The following is a 19,073-nucleotide window of genomic DNA, read 5'->3' as shown; positions in this document are numbered from 1 at the left end:
AATTATTCAACTTTCACAATTTCATTCACAAATTCATCATACGTTTTACTGGCAGTTAACTTGGAAACTTTATTATCATTAATGATAACCTCAGATAGTTCATCAAAAACTTTACGGAATCTCTTCTCATCCTTCTTGCTCGAAGCCAACGTAATAATTAAATAAACTAACTGATTTCCCCATTTTATTCCCTTAGGGTTAATATAAATAAACCACTGACTCTTCTCGGCATCATAATCAATAGGGTGCGGAATTGCAACTGATCCAAAAGCTGTACTAGAAAGCTTTTCTCTTTCTAAGATCTTTTTTTCAAAGTCCTGACCAACAATTTTTTCTTTAATAAATTGCCTAGATATATAGTGAATGATTTCTGAAGCGCTCCTACTGCCACTTTCTCTAACAAAATTATTTTTAGATGTAAATTTTGCCAGACCACGTTTTAATCCTTGAGATAAATTTGCATCCTTAATCTGCTTAATTGCTTTTTGAATTTTATTAATGTCGTTAGGTAACAAAAAACTAGAAATTTGCACAAAATTATGATTTTTTATAATTTGTTTCGAATCTGCCACAATTACCAGTTGCGTTTCATCCAAAATATCAGATTCATCGGTAATAGTATTAAGTAAAGCCATATCATTATTAAATTTTTGATCAATAATGTCTACAGTGTCTTTAGCATTACCATGATATTCTGGCATGAACAATTGACCGATAACTTTATTTTCATTTCTGATTTGCTCGGTAACGATATTACCTACATGCAAAGCAATAAAAGCAATTTCTTCTTCACTAACTGAAATACCTAACACATTATTTATTTCATATGCTATTAAAGTAGCACATTCATATATTGTAGGTGAAGAATTTTTAATATTTTTTGCTAAAGGATTATGAATTATATTATTATTCTTAAAACGATCTATTAAACGTAATAAATGTGGCAAAAATCTTTTTTTAAATAATTCTTCGTCAAGATCTAAGTCATACGTCTTTCTCACAAACAAAACAATTCTCTTAAATAACTTATTAATTTGTGACTTTTCGGGTACTTCAATCTTATGATTGCCTATTAATAGTTCCGACATATTTACCAATTGCTTAACATCATCTTCGGACAAACAATAATTAGTTTTATTATTAATCTCTTCTACAAGCCGATGTACTAAAACATTATCAATTCTATTAACATCGGGCTTTTCAATTGTTTTATCAGAACGATCAATCATAATTACCAGGTGTAATAAGAAGTTGCTAAAATTAAAAGAATCTAATTTTGTCTTAGTTTCAGTAATGCTTTGACTTAAAACTTTACTGATTGTATGAACTTTGACATCAGGAAAATATTCTTTAATTGCTTTTTCATTCAACAGCGTTCCATTCAATTCATGGTATATGATTGACGACAATATTTTCCTTTTATTTTCTTCTTTTCCTTCAACATGATAAAAATCACCAGAACGAACTAATTTCAGATCAAAGTTGGAAAACTCATTGCTTAAATTTTTTATTTCTTTTCTTAGCTCCACATCATTAATGTAAAGTTGACCAGATAAATCATAAATATTGATTGGTTCTTCCGCCATAATCAATTTTCTTATTAGCCACGAGCTTCTTTGATTGACGGTCATAGGTAAGTTGCTATTCTTTATCTGGATTTCATTGCTACCTTTAAATTTATAACCTTTTGGTCCACTTTCAATTTCAATATTGTTTTGGCGTAACTGAGCTATTCTATTTTTCACCGTTCTTTCTGATATTGCCAGTTTCATTGCAAGAGTTTTCGCAGTGATCCAAGATTCATTATTTTGTCGTAAAAAATCTAATAAATCTCTGTTGCCACCCATCATATATCTCCTCACCTATTCAAGATTAGAGTGTACTGAACGTAATTGACTTACTGTAATCAAATTAGTATGAAGAGCTCTTAATACCAAGCTGTCAAACAATAGTAAAGAAGATTGTTCATACAAACTTCCCATAGGCTGAATTGAAGAACCAGTTGTATCCTTGTCTTGAGCTTCAATTAATACAGCAACATCACATTTTTGATTAAGCGGTGCCTTTTTATTGGCTGTAAAAACTATAATTTTTGCTTTTGCTCTTTTAGCACTTTCCTCTTGCGAAATAAGAGTTGATGATTTACCACTTGCAGAATTAAAAATTAATAAATCGTCTTTACCAATTGCTGGTGCTGTTATCTCAGTGACTAAATGCACTCTAAGGCCAAACTGCGTTAACCGATTTGCAAGAGCATTTATCATTAAGCCACTTCTGCCTTCACCCGAAAGAAAAATACTTTTGGCATTCAAAAACATTCTTAAAATTTGGTCAGCTTTTTCATTTGTGAGATCACAATGTATATTGCCAAGTTCATTAATAATTTGATCAAATTCGTCAATCATTTCTGACATCCTTTGCTAGTCGCTGCCCCACTTTACCAGAAGGATGATTTAATAAAAAGGCCTTTTTGGTAAAATTTTCATCTTTCATTAGTATTGTAGCTATAACATCAAATAGAGAAATTACTGCCAATGTACTGGTGGTAGCCAACATATTAAACTCATCCAGTTCTTTTTCAACTTTAACTTTTACAACCAAATCTGCATTTTTGGCCAAAACAGAATCAACATTTTCAGTTATAGCGACAATTTTTGCTTGTTTCTCTTTAACATTTTGGTCAAAGCTGGTTAATTCTTTAGTAGAACCACCTTTTGATATGAAGATAACAGTATCGCCTTTTTTCACTTGTCCTAAACCGCCATGAACAGCGTCTGACGGATTAAGATAAAAAGCTGAGATGCCTACAACATTTAATGTGTGGGTTACTTTGCGAGCTGCCATTGCTGAAGTACCACAACCAGTGAGAAAAACATTATTAGTATTTTTTTCTATGGTTTTTAGTAAATGAGTAAAATCCTCTTCAGTAATGCTTTGGCCAAGCTTAATAATTTCTTCGCCCTCAGCTTGGAAAAGTGCGGAATAATTATTCATCTGTTTCACCTAGAATTATGATTTCAACTTTCCTTTTTCTTGCTCTAGTTTGATCAAAATCAGCAAAAAAGATCTGACCAACTGAACCTAAAAGTAGTTTATGCTGCTTAACTCCCAAGGTAACGCTTGACCCAAGGAAATCTGATCTCAAATGGCCATCTGTATTTAACATTGTCCATTTAACCGCAGGATAATTAGGATCAGTCTTTTTCATGCCATAGGCAATATGTTCAGGACCAGGACTAAGATAGGGATAATTCTCTGACTGCTGACGAGGAATTATCTTGTCCAACACATTAGTTAGATCAACTTGCAGGAAATCATCATCATAGTAATTTTTGTCATGCATATACTCGTCAAAATAGACAGAACATGTTGTATGCGTTGTTTGTACTAAGCAAATACCATTAGCAATATTACTTTTGTTAACAGCTTCTTTTACTTGCTCCGTAATCATATGATAAGACGGTCTGCCTTGAACTGTTTCTAGCTCTAATTCATCAAAATAGAAACTCATGATTCAATAGCTGCCTTTACTTTGTCCCATACTTGATCTGTACCAACGCCTGTCAAAAGCGCTACGCCATTAATTACCTTGTCCTTAATTTCATCAGGAACTATTGTAGTTGAAATAACAATATCATAATTGCCATTTTGAATGTTCTCAACTTCTTGACTGACAGCAGATTGCTTAATTTCAACGTCATTTTCGAAGCCGTTCTCTTTTAGCCAGTCATTAACTTTTGCGTGGACAATGGTTGAAGTAGCATGTCCAGCACCACACATAATTAGCATTTTTTTCATGATTATTCACCTTTCTCTGCACTTGGACCAGCATTAAATTTCTTAATTACATTTAAATAGTATAGAAGACCAAGTAAAACAACTATCAAAACACCCAAACCGATAACACCGAAGTTTTGCGTCATCCAAACGAAAATTGAATTTGTCCATAATCCAGACAGTTCAAATGAAAACGCTCCTTTCGTATTAATACTGTAATTGGCCAACTTGAAACTCTTCATTACTAATGGTGAAAGCCAAGTAGACAAATACAGCATTGGTACCGAATAGATAACTGCTCCTATCAAACTTCTGATAATATTGCCTTTAAAAGCACCAACTAATAGAGTAAATACATAAACATAAAGTGTTAAATCTCCTAGAGGCAAAACTTTATTACCAGGTAAAATTGTCGCTAAGAACAGTGAGATTGGAATCATTAAAACACTAGTAGCAATCACAGCTGGATGACCAACAGTTAAAGCCGCATCCATACCAATGTTTACTTTTTTGCCGTGTAAATGCTTCTTAGTAAACTCTTGGGTTGCTGAAGAAATTGGGGTTAAGCTTTCCATAAACATTGAAATCATCTTTGGCATGATCTTCAATGTTGCACCCATTTCAACTCCAAGTTGCAAAATACCTGAAACATCAAAGCCTGCTAGTAAACCGATACCAACTCCTACAATAAAGCCAATAACTAATGGATCACCTAAAACACCAAATCGTTTTTGAATTCTTTCTGGACTTGCGTCTAACTTATTAAATCCTGGAATTTTATCAAATAACCAGTTTAATGGTACAGCTAAAATCGTGGCTGAAAGAGCCATTGTATGAGTTACAGCAATACCAGGCAAGTTGAAAAACTTTTCCGTAATTGGCTGCATCAAGTCTGCTAACAATAGTTCCAGTAGAAAACCACCAGCTAAAGCAATTATGCCATATATATAATTACCTGAAACTGCCCATACCAGCAAACCAATAAATGTTGGTTGCCACAAATTCCAAATATCAACATTCAGTGTTCTCGTTAAACCAATCCATACTAAAACCAGATTTATTAAAATAGTTAGCGGAATTGCTAAAACACCTAAGGAACTGGAAAAGGCAAGTGGTCCTCCAACTCCACAACCAACATCCATAATACTTAATGATAAATGATATCTTGCAACCATCAATTTAATTGCAGGCTGCAAGTTAGTAGCCATCATGTTGACTACCATATTCATTCCAATAAAACCAGCACTTAAGGTCAACCCAGATATCAGTGCTTTAGATGGTTTTAAACCCACAATGAGACCCAAAATAATGATAATAATTGGTATACCAACTGTTGAGCCTAAGTCTAAGAACCAATGTATGGCTTGTACAAACATTTTTACCACTCCTTTAATTCAATCCGTATTTCTTCAATATTTGATCTGCTTGATCAATATCAGATGCTGACATTAGCTCTTTAATAGCCGTTTTATTTTGGCAAAAAGTCATTAAATTGCTTAATAACTGTGCCTGTTCATGCGGCTTGCTCATTGCAATCATAAAGACAATGTTTACTTTGACATTGACAGATTTATTTACCATGCTTTTAAATTGAACGGGGGTTTTTAAAGTTGCTAGAGCTATCTGTGAAGTATTGACATATGCCGAATCCGTGTGCGGAATTGCCACTCCAAATCCCTCTTCAAGTTCTAACCCAGTTGGAAAGTCGGTTTCCCGTTTTAAAACATGTTCCAAATAACTATCTTTAATTACATCCCTTTCTCTCAGTGCCTTAGCCATTTTGGTAATTATTTCTGTGCTATCACGTGCATCAACATCTAGCTTGATTATTCTTTTATCGAAGAACATTCCTTCATCCGCCTTTCTTTACGTCACAATATTAAGCGCTTTATTTAAGAAAGGAAAAAGCAATTTTGCACCTTAAGGTGAAAATAAAAAAGCATAACTTTCACTCTCACTGGGCAAAAACCATTTTGCAATAAAAGAAAACGCTAGTTATAAATTATATTAAGGAGGAGATAAAATGGTCGAAATAGCCGTATCTTTACATAGTGGCCCAAAAATCAATTTAGCAAAAACATTAACTTTATTAGAAAAAGGAGGAGCTGATTATTTTCATATTGATGTAATGGATGGTACTTTTGTTTCTGAAATTGATTTTGGCGAAAATCTGGTTAAGGAAATAAGTGATTACTCTTCAGTCCCACTCGATATTCATATGATGGTAAATAACCCAGAGAAATTAATTAACCACTATTGTTGTAAAACTACAAAAGTAATTGGCATACATGTAGAATCAACACAGCATATTCATCGTGCTCTATCATTAATTAAACATGCAGGCAAAAAAAGCGAAGTTATTATTAATCCTGGTACCCCTGTCAATGCCATAACTCCTGTTCTCGATTTTGTTGATCAAGTGATGGTCATGTCAGTTGATCCTGGAACAAGTGGTGCTAAATTTATTCCCAACACTGTTAACAAGGTTAAAGAATTGGATGATTTGAGACAAATTAATCATTATCATTATCAAATTGAAGCTGATGGCAGCATTAGCAGGCAAAATATTAACGAACTAAAAAAAGCAGGACTTGATATTGCAGTTTCAGGTTCTTACATTTTTAAAGGAGATTTTAAAAAACAAATTCAAACATTAAAAAATATATAAAAAAGCCATTTCCTTAACGGAAATGGTCTTTTTATCCCTTTTGAAAGTCAATTTTAAATACAATTTAATTTTGCATATTGAAAAAGGCCGTTTCAAGTAAAAGAAACGGCCTTTTATGTTACTTTTGCTGTCAGCTAAGTTCCTATATGTTACGCTTCTCATTATACAAAACGAAAGCGTGGCAAAATTGGACAATAATAACTTTCTCAGCCGTAACCAAATATTATTACCACTAATCAATTTTTTGACTAATTTTAGCAGCATCTTAGTTGGAATTGGTGGTTCACTAATTATCCGTGAATATTCAGATAATATCGTTATTAACGGCTTAATTTCGAGTATCAGTTCGTTAGCACTTATTTTGAGCGTTTTATTTATTGGTTCCAAGCTTGACAACACTGATAAGCGACGCATGCTTATCTGGATGTATATTTTACTGAGTTTATTTTTATTACTCCCTTTTACTTTCCCGCAAAAATACTTTGTACCCTTATACATTCTGGTTGACCTTTGTATAACAATGTTTAGCTTAGTAGAAGGGTTATCTTTCACTGGGAATTTAAAGTCACTTCTGACTGATAATGCACTGGAGTCAACTATTAACCTTAATTCCATTGCCGGACTTATTGGTAATATTGCCAGTGTGGCAGCGATGGCAGTTTTAATTTTTACTACCCGCAACTATTTGTATTTTCTCTTAGTAGCAAGCTACGGTTTTTTTATAAATATCTTTCTCTCTATTGCTTTACGCCAAAGTCACTTTACTAAAAACCAAAATAGTTTTAAAACCTTAACCCACCTCATGACAGTTTGGCACAACATAACTGCTAGCAAAGGCTTACGCGCCTCAATTATTGTTGCCATCTTTACCAGTGCCCTCCAATCAGTATTTAACGGGTTGATGATCTATTTCTGGAAAGCAATTGATCCTAACTACAGTCACGTTTACTGGCTACTAGTTGCAGTAGTCAGCGGTCTTTTCTTAGGTGCTATTCTTATTCGCTTTGATAATACATTTTGGCTGCTCAGTACTTTAGTATTTATTACCACGCTGGCTTTAGGAATTTTCTTTTTAAAGCAAACAATCGTTACTATGAGCGTTATTACTGTACTGATATATGGCGAAACTTTACCAATCGCTAATTGGTGCAATAAAACCAGAATTAAAAGAACCGGTAAAGAGGTCCAGTCTTCCCAATCAAGTTTCTTGCAGTTGGGGAGTGCTCTATTGAATATCTTTTTTACTGTCGCAGTATCCGCAATTGCCAATGCTTGCCACCAGCCAGCTCTTACTTTACTTGCTGCTGGAATTTCCCTTTTACTGGTTTTTAGCCTTTTAGGCAATAATGTGCAACGATACCGCTTAGAAATGATCAATTAAAAATTGGTCAAAAAAATCAACCATTTCTCATAATAGAAGTGATTGATTTAAGTTAACTTTTTAAATTAGTATGCTTTAAAAAGTTATTATTCTTTTCTTTTGCGTTTAATCCCCACACCTAAAAGACTCAAAACTAATGCTGAAGCACCTGAGAGAAGCATACCTACTTGAGATTTCCAATCTGAACCTGTCTGAGCCAGAGTTCTGGTCTTTTTACTTGCTCCAGTGGACTTACCTGGTTGTCTACGACCTTCATTTGGTTTACTGGTAGACTTCTTTTCTTTAGTTGCCTTTTTATTAGTCTTATGTGTTCCCTTCTTATTCTTATTCGGCTTTGCATTACCGCTAGAATTATGACTATTGTCATTGTCGCTTGGTTCCTGTCCTGGTTCTTTTCCTGGTTCCTTAGCACTTTGATCATTCTTCGTGTAAACGTAAACCACGTCCTGAGGCTGGCTGGTAAAGAAACCTGTGGCGTTATTAGGTCTAGTCTTTAACGTATAACCGGAAATAGCTTTTGTTTCAGTTTGATAGCCGTCACCAACATTACCGCTTAAAATAACATTAGGAGCGATTTGATTACCGTTTTCATCTTCATAATGAACTTCAACCCTTGCTATAGTATTATTATCATTTATCCCTGAGTTTGTTCCATGACCGTTTGAGCCTGAATTGTCTGAATCCTTCTTTTTGTAGACAAATATAACGTCATCCAGTTCTTTTCCAATGGTTCCTGACACCTTTCCCCGCGTGGCTATTAAAGTATATCCTGGAATATCTTTTTTAAAATCGTAATTAGTGCCATATGTACCAGTGAAAGACTCATCAGGCGCAAGCGTCTTGCCCTCTTCATCTTGATAGTGTGCTGTTATTGTAGCTTGGCGCACATATGTTTCTTTTTTACCATTCCAATTTTTCATCAATTCATCTGATGGCCATTGATCTTTGCCCTCAGGATGCTGTATTTCTCTTCCAGGACCGACATTTAGCCAAATTCCTGGCGTATTAAGACCCATTTGTGAAAAGTTTTTGACATTGTCTCCTAATTTCAAAACTAGCAATCCTACTTGACCATTTAACATATAGCCACATTTAGTTTTTTCGCTAATTCTAAAATTGCTGATATCTAGAGTCCGTAAGTTCGAAAGTTCAGGATACTTCTCGCCATGGTAAGTATCAGCGTAGAGATAGAACATTTCCCCCATGTTAGTTACATTTGTTGTATCAAAACTTGACACGTTCAAACTGATTAAACTATTCGTATCTCGAAACATGCCGTACATGTCCGTAACATTTGCGGTTTTAAAGTTGCTAAGATCTAAAGATGTTAACTTATTACATCCTTGAAACATACTATTCATAGTTGTAACTTGAGAGGTGTCAAAGCTAGAAATGTTTAAATCTTTTAGCTTTGTACATTTCATGAACATAAATGACATATCCGTAACTTTACTAGTATTAAAGTTAGAAAGATCAAGTGAGACAAGGCTGGAATCCCAACCGAATACTATACTCGTATCACTGGCGCCATAATAATACATACTAAACATTGCTTTCATATTTTCAACATTTTTAGTGTCAAAATTATGTACATCAATGGTAGTCAAACTTGCACAGTGATTAAACATATATGACATATCTGTGACATTAGAGGTGTCAAACTTGGTAACATTTAATTTTTTAAGACTCTCACACCCTGCAAACATACATGTCATATTTGTAACTTTCGCAGTATTAAAATTCTGCAAATCTAATTCTTTAAGATTTTTACAGCCATCAAACATAGATTCCATGCTTGTAACTTGCGAAGTATCAAACTGAGATAGATCTACGCTTTCAAGACTATTACATTGGTAAAACCAGCAATACATGGTGGTCGCTTCCGAAGTATCAACGTTTTGTAAGCCTTCAATAGCAGTTAGGCCACTAAGCCTCATAAAAATTGACCTGACCTCGCCAACAATTTTAAAATGACCGACAAAGATTACCTTTTTAACCTTCGCCACCTCAGGGCCTCGTCCAGTTGGACTGAAAAATAGAGCTAACATACCAGCATTTTTATCTATAATGGTTGGGTTTTCCTTATCTGTACTACCACTCACAGTTAATACGTTAGTATCACTATCGTAACTTAACTTAGCATTACCCCACTTACCTTCTTTTGTAGTTTTTGTACTAATTTTATTTTCATTCTTAGTAATGTCTGTTTCTGGTTGATCATTACCAGCAGAAGTTTGAGAATCTGATTCTGTATTTGTACCTTGCGGTGAGTTTACAGTTCCATTTTGATTTTCATCTGCATCATCTGTAGTACCATTAGCATTTCCTTCTGGTGCTGTGGTATTCGCATTATTAGTAGTAACGACCTGATTATTTGCTTGAGATACAGTATTGTTTGCTACTCGAGTTTCAACACGACTATCATTATCATTCTTATTAAAGCTTTGTGCAGTGTCTTGTGTTCCTGAATTGCTATCAGCCTTTACCACATTAGTATTCAAACTCATCAAACCTAGTGCAGCTGCCGTTAAACTGCTAAAAAGCAGTGCTCCAGTCCGCTTATTGTGATCTAATCCTTTATTCATTCTTACCTCCTAACATAAATTCAACTATTTTGTCTATCCGAAAAAAGTATGTATATTATTACATCTTTATTATATATATTAAATAATAACAAAGCAAGATTATTTTAAATTATTTTTACTAAAATAATGATAAATAAATTAAAATATCGCAATAAAATTCAAGATATAAAATAACATTAATAGTTTTTATATAATATATAATTGATAATAACATAATCATTAATTAAAAAATAAAACAAGTCGTTTCTGATAGTAGAAGCGACTTGTTTTCTAGTCATTATGAACAGTGGTTAAATGTAGCAATTATAATTGTTTAATTTGCTCTTCTATATTTAAAACCTCTAGCACATCCGTGGCGCATTCTGCACCTTTATTGCCCGATTTACCACCGGCACGATCAGTTGCTTGTGCAACCGTATCAGTCATTAGCACGCCAAACATCACTGGCACTGTGCCATTTGCTGATGCTGCTGCTAACTGTGAGGTAGTGCCTTCACAAACGTAGGTAAAGTGAGCTGTTTCGCCACGAATTACTGCTCCTAATGCAATGATGCCATCGACTTTGCCACTCTTTGCCAAGCAGTTGACTGTGCGGGCAATTTCGAATGCTCCAGGTACTCTCACAATCACAATATTTTCATCTTTCACGCCCGATTTTTTTAATTGTGATACAGCTCCAGAAAGGAGTCGATCGGTTACCACACCATTAAACTGAGCAACAACAATCCCAATCTTTTTATTTTGTCCTTGAGCAATGTTTCCGTTAATTTCTTTCATAATTAATCCACCTCATTTAAAATATGATTCATTTCATGTTTTTTAGTCGCTAAATATTTTTTATTTTCTTCAGTCATGCCCACTTCAACTGGTATTCGTTTCGCAACTTTAATACCATAGTTTTCTAATTGTGCCACTTTGTCAGGATTATTGGTCATCAAATTAACCTCACTAACGCCTTTTTGTCTTAAAATTTCAGCAGCAACATTGTAGCGGCGAGCATCAACCGGCAAGCCAAGATGTTGATTAGCTTCTACTGTATTCATACCCTCATCTTGCAGCTTATAAGCACGTAATTTATTCTCAAGGCCAATTCCCCGACCTTCTTGACGCAAGTATAAAACCGCTCCTGAACCATTTTCTTCAATTTTAGTTAATGCTTCAGCCAATTGAGCGCCGCAATCACAGCGTTTAGAGCCAAAAACATCCCCAGTCAAACATTCACTGTGAAGCCGCAACAAAAGCGGCTCACCTTTTTTAACTTCACCCTTACTGATTAACAAAGTCGGTTGCTTTTCAGGGTGCTTGGTATCTCTAAACCCTTCAAGCTGGAAGTGACCGTACTTGGTAGGAAAATCAACCTTAGTAAAAGATTCAATCCCCAAATCTTTGCTTTCCTGGTTTTTACGGTATTCAATTAACTCTTCAATGGTCAAATAAGGAATGCCTAGTCCTTCCGCTAAAGCTTTCAAGTCTTTACGTCTAGCCATCGTTCCGTCTTTTTTAATGCATTCGCAGATAAAGCCAACAGGAGCAACGCCAGCTAGTCTTGCCAAATCTAAGGCTGCTTCCGTATGACCAGTCCTCTCCAGCACGCCACCTTCTTTAGCTACCAGCGGAAAAACATGTCCAGGATGATAAAAATCGGCCCATTGACTATTAGGATCAGCTAACTTTTTAATTGTTTTCGCACGGTCAAAAGCTGAAATTCCCGTAGTAGTTTCAGTGGAGTCAACACTAAGAGTAAAAGCCGTGCCAAAAGTATCGTTCGAGCCAGTTTCAATTGGTTTCAATTGCAGACGGTCGGCATACGCTTTGCTCATTGGTACGCATAATAATCCACGAGCCTTAGTAATCATCATATTAACCGCTTGCGGTGTAACCTTCTCTGCTAAGCCAATCATATCCCCTTCAGACTCACGTTGAGGCGAATCAGCGACAATAACTAATCCACCTTTTAACATATGCTGTAATACTTTTTGCATTTTTTCATTCAATTGTTCTGTCATTTTTTTCTCCATCAAAATTCTTTTTCCCAAGCCTGAATCTGCTTAACTGCGTAGCGACCAATCATATCCACTTCAATATTTGCTTTATCACCGACCTGATAATGTGCAAGCGTAGTATTTTGGATAGTATAAGGAATTAAACTTACTCCAAAATGATTATTCTCTGCCATCGTGACTGTTAGACTAATACCATCAATAGCAATTGATCCTTTTTCAACAATAAAGGGATCATAATTATGTGGTACTTGAAATTCCAATTCAATAGAATTTTCGTTTTCAACTCGTTTTACCAGCTCGGCTGTTGTATCAATGTGTCCTGCAACAATATGTCCATCAAGTTTGCCGTTTAGCTCTAGTGAGGGCTCCAAATTTACCAAGCTTCCTTTTTGCAACTTGCCTAGATTAGTTCTTCTCATTGTTTCTGGCATTACATCAACTGCAAAGTCTTCTTCGCTCCAGTCAGTAATGGTTAAACAAATGCCGTTCACGGCAATACTTGCTCCTAATGGCAAATCTGCTGGCGTTAATGCAGAAGCACAGATGCCCAATCTGGCATGTTGCGCGTTAATTTCTAAACGAGTAATGGTGCCTGTTGCCTGAATTATTCCTGTAAACATTCTTTTCTCCTCACGCGTATTCTGATATCTTGATTGAATCTCTTAACATCCAAAAGTTGATAGTCACTTTTGGTTGCTGCAGGCTGACCAAACACAGCTGGTAAACCGGTGCCGCCTAAAACTATTGGGGCTACGTACGTTACTATCTCGTCCGCCAAACCTGCTGCCACAAATTGAGCCTGTACATTGCTTCCACCTTCAACTAACAACGATTGAATTTCATGTTCAGCCAAAAGCCGGATTACCTTTTGGGGTGTCCATTTGCTAGCAGTATAACAGCACACATTTTCTCCAACATTTTGAGTTAAGTTTGTTTCACTCAGTAGCCAAATTTGACCGCGAGCTTTAAATAATTGGCTAGTAAAATCCAGCTGATTGGCATCCTTAGTTAACACAATCCTAATAGGAGGATGTGGTAAGTTTTTTATTCTGACAGTTAACAGCGGATTGTCGATGCGTAATGTGTTTGCGCCAATTAAAATAGCTTGATTTTGCAACCGCAATTTTTGTACATCTACTTGAGCCGCATCCCCAGTCAACATTGTTCTTCTTTTGTCTGCAGCATTAATTTTGCCATCAATGGACATTGCATATTTAAGCGTTACAAACGGTCTTTTTTGCTGATAAAAAAAGTTATACGCAACATTTAAACTTTCAGTGCCACCAATAACCTCAGTCTGCACCCCATGATTTTTAAGATATTTAATGCCTTTGCCTGCTACAATTTGATGAGGATCAACCTGACCGATAACCACTTTTTTGATTCCGGCTTCGGCTACTTTTTTGCAACAAGGTGGTTGTTTACCATAATGACTGCAAGGCTCCAAGGTAACATATAGAGTTGCTCCTTGCGCTTGTTTAGGATCGGCTAAGTGCGACAGTGTATTTACTTCCGCATGTTCTTTACCAAATTGATGGTGGTAGCCAGTTGCTAAAACCTGATCATCTTTAACCAAAACTGCACCAACTAATGGGTTTGTCCAAGTCATTCCCTGGGCTTTTAAAGCTTCTTGGACTGCCATTTGCATATAATCTCTATCCTGCACTATTTCACTTCCTAAGCATTAAAAAACCTCGTTGATAAAATCAACGAGGCTTATTTTTTTATTCATCAAATAAGATTTCAGCGAAGTTTAATAACGACGCGAGTTTTCTGCTTAATCTTGTTTGTTCTTCTCCCATCCAGACTTTAACTGTCGGTACTAGACTTGCACTAGTTCCACCGCAAAACGCGGGTCACGGACTTCAATCATTAATTGTCACCGTCGGTAAGGAATTACACCCTGCCCCGAAGAAACCGTATTCAACTGTTTTTAGTATAATATAGTTATGCCCTATCGGCAATAGCAATTTATTGTTTTATATAATTAAATACATGATAAGCTCAAACTTAAATAAATTATTCCTTAAAACTTCCAATCAGACAAATGGAGAGGAATATTATTGTTTTTACCAAAATATTTTTTAAAGGCAGTGCCAAATGACGAATGATCTTTAAGATGATTGCAATAAGCGTCTCTGATACTCAAAATTGTTGTCACTGCTAAATTAGTAGTGACAATTATCAGTATGCTAATAAATATATACAAAAGATATAGCATCTTAGCCCTCCTATTTTTAACTGTATTACTTTTATAATACACTACTACTTAGTGATAACATTGTCAACTTTTTTTGGCAAAATAAATAGACTAACAATCAAATTGATTACTAGTCTATTTTAATTTAATATGTAAAACTTACGTTTTATTAATACATATATTTCTCTATAGCTGTTCTTGGATCCATTCCCGCACGTATTTTCAGTTCCAGTTCAATTGCTACGTCAGCCAAGATTACCTGTGGATCGATAACATTATAAGGATGATCTGGAGCTTTTTCCTGAGCCAGCGACAATTCAGTACAGCCAAGTAAAATCACATTGCACCCATATTGATCATGCATTGTTTGCAATATGTGGTGGTAAAGTTCGCCATTAACCACACCTTTTTCCTTGATATTTGAATAAATCAGTTCAGTAACCATTGGCTGGATCTCAGATCCTCCAATTTCAACCTCACGCCCTACTTCTTTAATCTCATCTTCATACAAATGATCGTAAATTGATCCTTCGGTGGCAATTAAACCAATTTTTTTCTCTCGTGGATAATCGGTTATAAACTTATGAACAGCAATGCGCATCATATGCAAAAAAGGTATGTCTGTCAGTTTGGCCAAGTCATCATAACAATAATGAGCTGTGTTACATGGCATTACAAAAAAATCAGGCTTTAGTTGTGCTTGCTGGAGCACATCCTCACGCAAAGCAGTGAAAAAATTGGGTTGGTTGTGATCTTTGATATAAGCCGTGCGATCAGGAACTTGGGCATCGTTAACCAAAATATAATTTAAATAGTCCTGATCATTAGTAATTTTGATGCGGTGATTAATCATGCGAACAAAGCTCTCCGTTGCGATCGTACCCATACCGCCAATAATACTAAAAAAATGTTTCATTATACCTGCTTTTCTAACTTCTAAAGTGCTCTTTTTGTCCTTCAAGTTCATCAATTGCTTCTTGTGCAACTGTAATATCAGAGGGATAAGGAGTATCCACACCGCGCACTTTTTGAAAACCGTCCTCACCTTTACCACAGATTAGAACAATATCTCCTTTATTTGACATACTGATAGCATCATATATGGCCTTTTTACGGTCAAGTTCTATTGTCACATCAACTTTAGAATGATCAATGCCGGCATCAATTTCCTGTGCAATTTCTTTTGGATCTTCAAATCCAGGGTCATCAGTAGTTAAAAAAGCTTTATCCGCATATACATTTAAACTGTGACTAAAGCCAGGTCGACGGGACACTCCTTTATCACCAGGCGCACCTACAACAACAATGATTTTTGGATTATTAAATTCACGTTGCATAAAGCCCATAAGTGCCATCATGGAAGCTTCGTTATGTGCATAATCTACAACCACTACACCATGGTCTTTGGTCACTTCTGTCTGCATCCGTCCAGGAACTGTTACTTGACTAATTCCTTTAGCAGCATCGTCATGATCCATTCCGGCCAGTCCGGCTCCAATTACTGCAGCCGTACCGTTTGATTCATTAAAGTCACCCAGCATCTTTAACTGGTAATCACCAGCTATTTTAAGCTGCTTTGCTTTGTCACTGACACATAATACCTGAAATTTAGTCTGAGCCATATCAAGTTTTTCGGTTGCAAACCGAAAATCAATTGTCTGTTTTAGGTTCGGATTGCTAAATTTTTCGTCAGCAAACAAGTAGATACTGTCTGGATCAGTAGTAGTCGTGGCAGCAGCATAAACTTCGTCAAAATGGTCAGTCTGAGCGTTAATAATACACTTGCGCGCATTAACCAATAACTGCAGTTTGCAGTGTAAATAATCAGCAAAGTTAGGATGCTCATTAGGTCCAATATGATCGGGTGAAATGTTTAAGAAAAAGCCTAAGTCATAAGTTAGTCCAAACACCCTGTTTTTCTTATATGCCTGACTTGAAACTTCCATAACCATATGCGTCATACCATTGTCCACAGCCGTTCGCATATCACGGAACAAATCAAGTGATTCAGGAGTGGTTAAGCTGGATTTAAAAGTATCATCTTTTCCCTGACCTACAACTGTGTTGACCGAAGAAATCAGTGCTGTTTTGCCACCATTGACTTGATCCAGCATTCCTTTTAGAAAATAAGCAGAAGTGGTTTTACCTTTAGTACCAGTAATAGCAATTAAATATAAATCATCTTGAGGAAAGCGGAAAAAGGCTGCAGACAATAGAGCCATTGCCTTAGAAACATTGCGCACAACCAGTGCATGCATTCCCTTGCCTTCTGGATATGGCTGCTCTGCTACATAACAGTTGGCACCATTTGCTTTTGCCATTGACAAAAATGTAGGACGAAAACCAGCACCTTTACAAAAGAACAGTGTATTGGTTTGAACATCCCGTGAATCATATGACACATATTCCATTTTAGATGGGACGGTGTCCTGAACAGCACTTGATTTAAGCAGATGGTGCTCTTTTAAAATTAAAATACAGGTATTTAAAGAAATACTCATGCTATACTCCTCTATTTAATATCTCAGTCAAAATTATACCACAGCTATGCTGGAGTTTTTTCACTCTTTAGGTTCAAAGGCAGACAAATAATGAAACGTGTCCAATCTTTATCAGATTCACAACGAATTTTGCCGTGATGAAGATCAACAATGCTTTTGGTAATTGATAGACCCAGGCCTGTACCACCTGTTTTAGTATTCCGAGATCCTTCTACTCTATAGAACCGTTCAAATATTTTTTTTAACGACTCTTCAGGAATTTGGGCACCATTGTTTTCTACCCGTAATTCCACTTCATTGTTGTTGACCAAATTAGCAATCAAATTAATTTGGGTTGCCCCTGTACCATATTTCAAAGCGTTAGTGATGAGATTATTGTAAACACGTACTAACTTTTCCGCATCGGCTTCAATCGTTAAATTCTTGGGTCTTGCTTCTATGTTAAATACTATCCCTTTTTCTTGACCCTCAAATTCAAAACCTGCTGCCACCTGCTCTAACATAGAAAAAATATGTAAAGAGGACAAGTTTAGTTTGGTACTGGTTGATTTTAACGTTGTATACTCAAGCAGATCATGAGCCAATGACTTCATTTGTTCTGCCTTCATATATGCGATATTAAGATATTTTTGCTGATCTGCTGGATCCGACACCCCCGATTTAAGCAAACCTAAATAACCGATTATAGAAGTTAAAGGCGTTCTGATATCGTGAGAAACATTACTGATTAGTTCATCTTTAGACTTTTCAATCGCCTTTTCTTCATTAATGGCGTTGACTGTACTATCCACTAATGAGTTAATCGAATCAATTACTTTCTGCAAGTCTGTTTTAACTTTAAAAGAAATTGTGTGATCAAAATGTCCTTTGGCAATATAATGCAATTCAGAAATAACGTGCCTTAACTGCATTTGATGATAACGCCGAATTAAGCGCCAATAGAGCACGATCAAATCACCAACACCCATAAAAATGATAAAGGTATTTTGCCAAGACCATAAATGGCGTCCACCAGCAAAAGTAATGGTCCTTTTTAAAAAATAAATACCATTAACCAGGTTTTTATTTTGTAAAATTGTCAAGTTGATTAAAATAATCACCGATAGGTTTAACAATAACAGCAAGATCACCGTTATAACGCCTTCAGCAAACAACTCGCTTTTTTCAGCAGCTGTCAGCTTGACTCTTTCTTTTTTCATCTAGCTAAGCCTCAACTTTATAGCCTACACCCCAAACTGTTTGAATAACATCTTCGCCGCCTGTGGCTGTTTGGATCTTGTCGCGCAAGTGGGAAACATGCACCATGACTGTTTTGGCAGAAACTATCGATTCTTGTTGCCAAACCCGTTCAAAAATTTCATCAGCAGAGAACACGCGGTTAGGGTGACTGGCAAGAAGATACAGAATACCAAATTCCAATGCAGTCAGTTGAATATCTTTGCCATCAATCGTTTTCACTTCATGTGAATCACGGTTAATAATCAGCGGTCCAACCTCAAGAATGTCAGGTTCATCATCTTTGACCTGCTTTTGACTGCGACGCAAAAGTGAACGAACCCGCGCCATTACCTCTAGGGGATTAAACGGCTTAGAAACATAATCATCTGCACCAGTGATTAATCCCTGAATTTTATCCATATCACCAGTTTTGGCAGACACAATAATAATAGGAATGTCTGAATCCTTACGAACTTCCTTAATAACATCAATTCCACTCATGTTAGGCATCATGACGTCCAAAATCATTAATGCAATATCAGGCGTGGTAGTTAATTTCGTAATTGCTTCTTTGCCGCTGTAGGCAACAACTGGGGTATACCCTTCATTTTTAAGATAAATACTTAACAATTCGACGATTTCTTTATCGTCGTCAACAACTAAAATTTTCATAGGGCTAATTTCCCTTCTTTTTACTTATTGATTATATTCGTTTTATTTTTATATTCTACTAAATATAG

General features: G+C 35.9%; 19 protein-coding genes and 1 riboswitch. Of the genes, 2 read left to right on the top strand and 17 right to left on the bottom strand.

Annotated elements, in window-relative coordinates; genetic code table 11:
* Positions 1-2: 2 nt before the first annotated feature.
* The 7 genes from F5ESL0261_RS01445 to F5ESL0261_RS01415 are packed head-to-tail and all read right to left on the bottom strand — an operon-like array spanning position 3 to position 5,625.
* Positions 3-1,847, bottom strand: coding sequence for a transcription antiterminator (locus F5ESL0261_RS01445; protein ID WP_122051902.1), 1,845 nt, complete (start codon positions 1,845-1,847; stop codon positions 3-5).
* Between the two features lie 15 nt (positions 1,848-1,862).
* Entirely contained in the window at positions 1,863-2,405 is a 543-nt protein-coding gene (gene hxlB, locus F5ESL0261_RS01440; RefSeq protein WP_122051901.1) for a 6-phospho-3-hexuloisomerase, read from the bottom strand.
* Positions 2,398-2,994, bottom strand: coding sequence for an SIS domain-containing protein (locus tag F5ESL0261_RS01435; protein ID WP_122051900.1), 597 nt, complete (start codon positions 2,992-2,994; stop codon positions 2,398-2,400). Before F5ESL0261_RS01435 ends, hxlB begins: the two co-directional genes overlap by 8 nt.
* Positions 2,987-3,511 (bottom strand): YjbQ family protein, encoded by a 525-nt coding sequence (locus F5ESL0261_RS01430; RefSeq protein WP_122051899.1) that lies wholly within the window; start codon positions 3,509-3,511, stop codon positions 2,987-2,989. Before F5ESL0261_RS01430 ends, F5ESL0261_RS01435 begins: the two co-directional genes overlap by 8 nt.
* Positions 3,508-3,798 (bottom strand): PTS sugar transporter subunit IIB, encoded by a 291-nt coding sequence (locus F5ESL0261_RS01425; protein WP_045927498.1) that lies wholly within the window; start codon positions 3,796-3,798, stop codon positions 3,508-3,510. Before F5ESL0261_RS01425 ends, F5ESL0261_RS01430 begins: the two co-directional genes overlap by 4 nt.
* A gap of 2 nt (positions 3,799-3,800) precedes the next feature.
* Positions 3,801-5,153, bottom strand: coding sequence for a PTS galactitol transporter subunit IIC (locus F5ESL0261_RS01420; protein ID WP_122051898.1), 1,353 nt, complete (start codon positions 5,151-5,153; stop codon positions 3,801-3,803).
* Between the two features lie 13 nt (positions 5,154-5,166).
* Complete coding sequence (locus tag F5ESL0261_RS01415) at positions 5,167-5,625, bottom strand: PTS sugar transporter subunit IIA (protein ID WP_122051897.1); 459 nt, start codon at positions 5,623-5,625, stop codon at positions 5,167-5,169.
* A gap of 175 nt (positions 5,626-5,800) precedes the next feature.
* On the opposite strand from F5ESL0261_RS01415, the gene rpe reads away from it, so the two are divergent.
* Both rpe and F5ESL0261_RS01405 read left to right on the top strand, forming a co-directional pair.
* Positions 5,801-6,445 carry a ribulose-phosphate 3-epimerase gene (gene rpe, locus F5ESL0261_RS01410; protein ID WP_122051896.1) on the top strand — a complete coding sequence of 215 codons (645 nt, stop codon included), beginning with the start codon at positions 5,801-5,803 and terminating at the stop codon, positions 6,443-6,445.
* A gap of 187 nt (positions 6,446-6,632) precedes the next feature.
* The gene (locus tag F5ESL0261_RS01405; RefSeq protein WP_158595183.1) at positions 6,633-7,826 is read left to right on the top strand and encodes a hypothetical protein; all 1,194 of its coding nucleotides are present in this window, start codon (positions 6,633-6,635) and stop codon (positions 7,824-7,826) included.
* Positions 7,827-7,912: 86 nt separating this feature from the next.
* On the opposite strand, the gene F5ESL0261_RS01400 is transcribed toward F5ESL0261_RS01405, so the two are convergent.
* The 10 genes from F5ESL0261_RS01400 to F5ESL0261_RS01355 all read right to left on the bottom strand — a co-directional run bounded on the left by F5ESL0261_RS01400 (position 7,913) and on the right by F5ESL0261_RS01355 (position 19,005).
* A complete protein-coding gene (locus F5ESL0261_RS01400; RefSeq protein ID WP_122051894.1) occupies positions 7,913-10,411 on the bottom strand; it encodes a BspA family leucine-rich repeat surface protein in 2,499 nt (832 codons plus the stop codon).
* A 303-nt stretch (positions 10,412-10,714) separates the two neighbouring features.
* Positions 10,715-11,188 carry a 6,7-dimethyl-8-ribityllumazine synthase gene (ribH, locus tag F5ESL0261_RS01395; protein WP_122051893.1) on the bottom strand — a complete coding sequence of 158 codons (474 nt, stop codon included), beginning with the start codon at positions 11,186-11,188 and terminating at the stop codon, positions 10,715-10,717.
* A 2-nt stretch (positions 11,189-11,190) separates the two neighbouring features.
* Positions 11,191-12,417, bottom strand: a complete 1,227-nt coding sequence (ribA, locus tag F5ESL0261_RS01390; RefSeq protein ID WP_122051962.1) for a GTP cyclohydrolase II — start codon at positions 12,415-12,417, stop codon at positions 11,191-11,193.
* Between the two features lie 11 nt (positions 12,418-12,428).
* Positions 12,429-13,034, bottom strand: a complete 606-nt coding sequence (locus F5ESL0261_RS01385; protein WP_122051892.1) for a riboflavin synthase — start codon at positions 13,032-13,034, stop codon at positions 12,429-12,431.
* Positions 13,019-14,080, bottom strand: a complete 1,062-nt coding sequence (gene ribD / locus F5ESL0261_RS01380; protein ID WP_199699935.1) for a bifunctional diaminohydroxyphosphoribosylaminopyrimidine deaminase/5-amino-6-(5-phosphoribosylamino)uracil reductase RibD — start codon at positions 14,078-14,080, stop codon at positions 13,019-13,021. Before ribD ends, F5ESL0261_RS01385 begins: the two co-directional genes overlap by 16 nt.
* Positions 14,081-14,200: 120 nt before the next feature.
* A riboswitch (FMN riboswitch) is annotated at positions 14,201-14,334 on the bottom strand.
* A 106-nt stretch (positions 14,335-14,440) separates the two neighbouring features.
* On the bottom strand, positions 14,441-14,635 hold the full coding sequence (locus tag F5ESL0261_RS01375) for a hypothetical protein (RefSeq protein WP_045927486.1): 195 nt from the start codon (positions 14,633-14,635) through the stop codon (positions 14,441-14,443).
* Between the two features lie 148 nt (positions 14,636-14,783).
* A complete protein-coding gene (locus F5ESL0261_RS01370; RefSeq protein ID WP_122051960.1) occupies positions 14,784-15,530 on the bottom strand; it encodes an aspartate/glutamate racemase family protein in 747 nt (248 codons plus the stop codon).
* Between the two features lie 13 nt (positions 15,531-15,543).
* A complete protein-coding gene (locus F5ESL0261_RS01365) occupies positions 15,544-17,115 on the bottom strand; it encodes a UDP-N-acetylmuramoyl-L-alanyl-D-glutamate--2,6-diaminopimelate ligase (RefSeq protein WP_122051891.1) in 1,572 nt (523 codons plus the stop codon).
* Between the two features lie 44 nt (positions 17,116-17,159).
* A complete protein-coding gene (locus F5ESL0261_RS01360) occupies positions 17,160-18,314 on the bottom strand; it encodes a cell wall metabolism sensor histidine kinase WalK (protein WP_122051890.1) in 1,155 nt (384 codons plus the stop codon).
* Positions 18,315-18,318: 4 nt separating this feature from the next.
* Positions 18,319-19,005: a response regulator transcription factor gene (locus F5ESL0261_RS01355; protein WP_034978891.1), complete on the bottom strand. Its 687-nt coding sequence runs from the start codon at positions 19,003-19,005 to the stop codon at positions 18,319-18,321.
* Between the last annotated feature and the right edge of the window lie 68 nt (positions 19,006-19,073).

It is taken from the genome of Lactobacillus sp. ESL0261, from assembly GCF_003693025.1.
Lineage (GTDB): Bacteria > Bacillota > Bacilli > Lactobacillales > Lactobacillaceae > Lactobacillus > Lactobacillus kullabergensis.
This window is presented reverse-complemented; position numbering and strand designations above follow the sequence as displayed.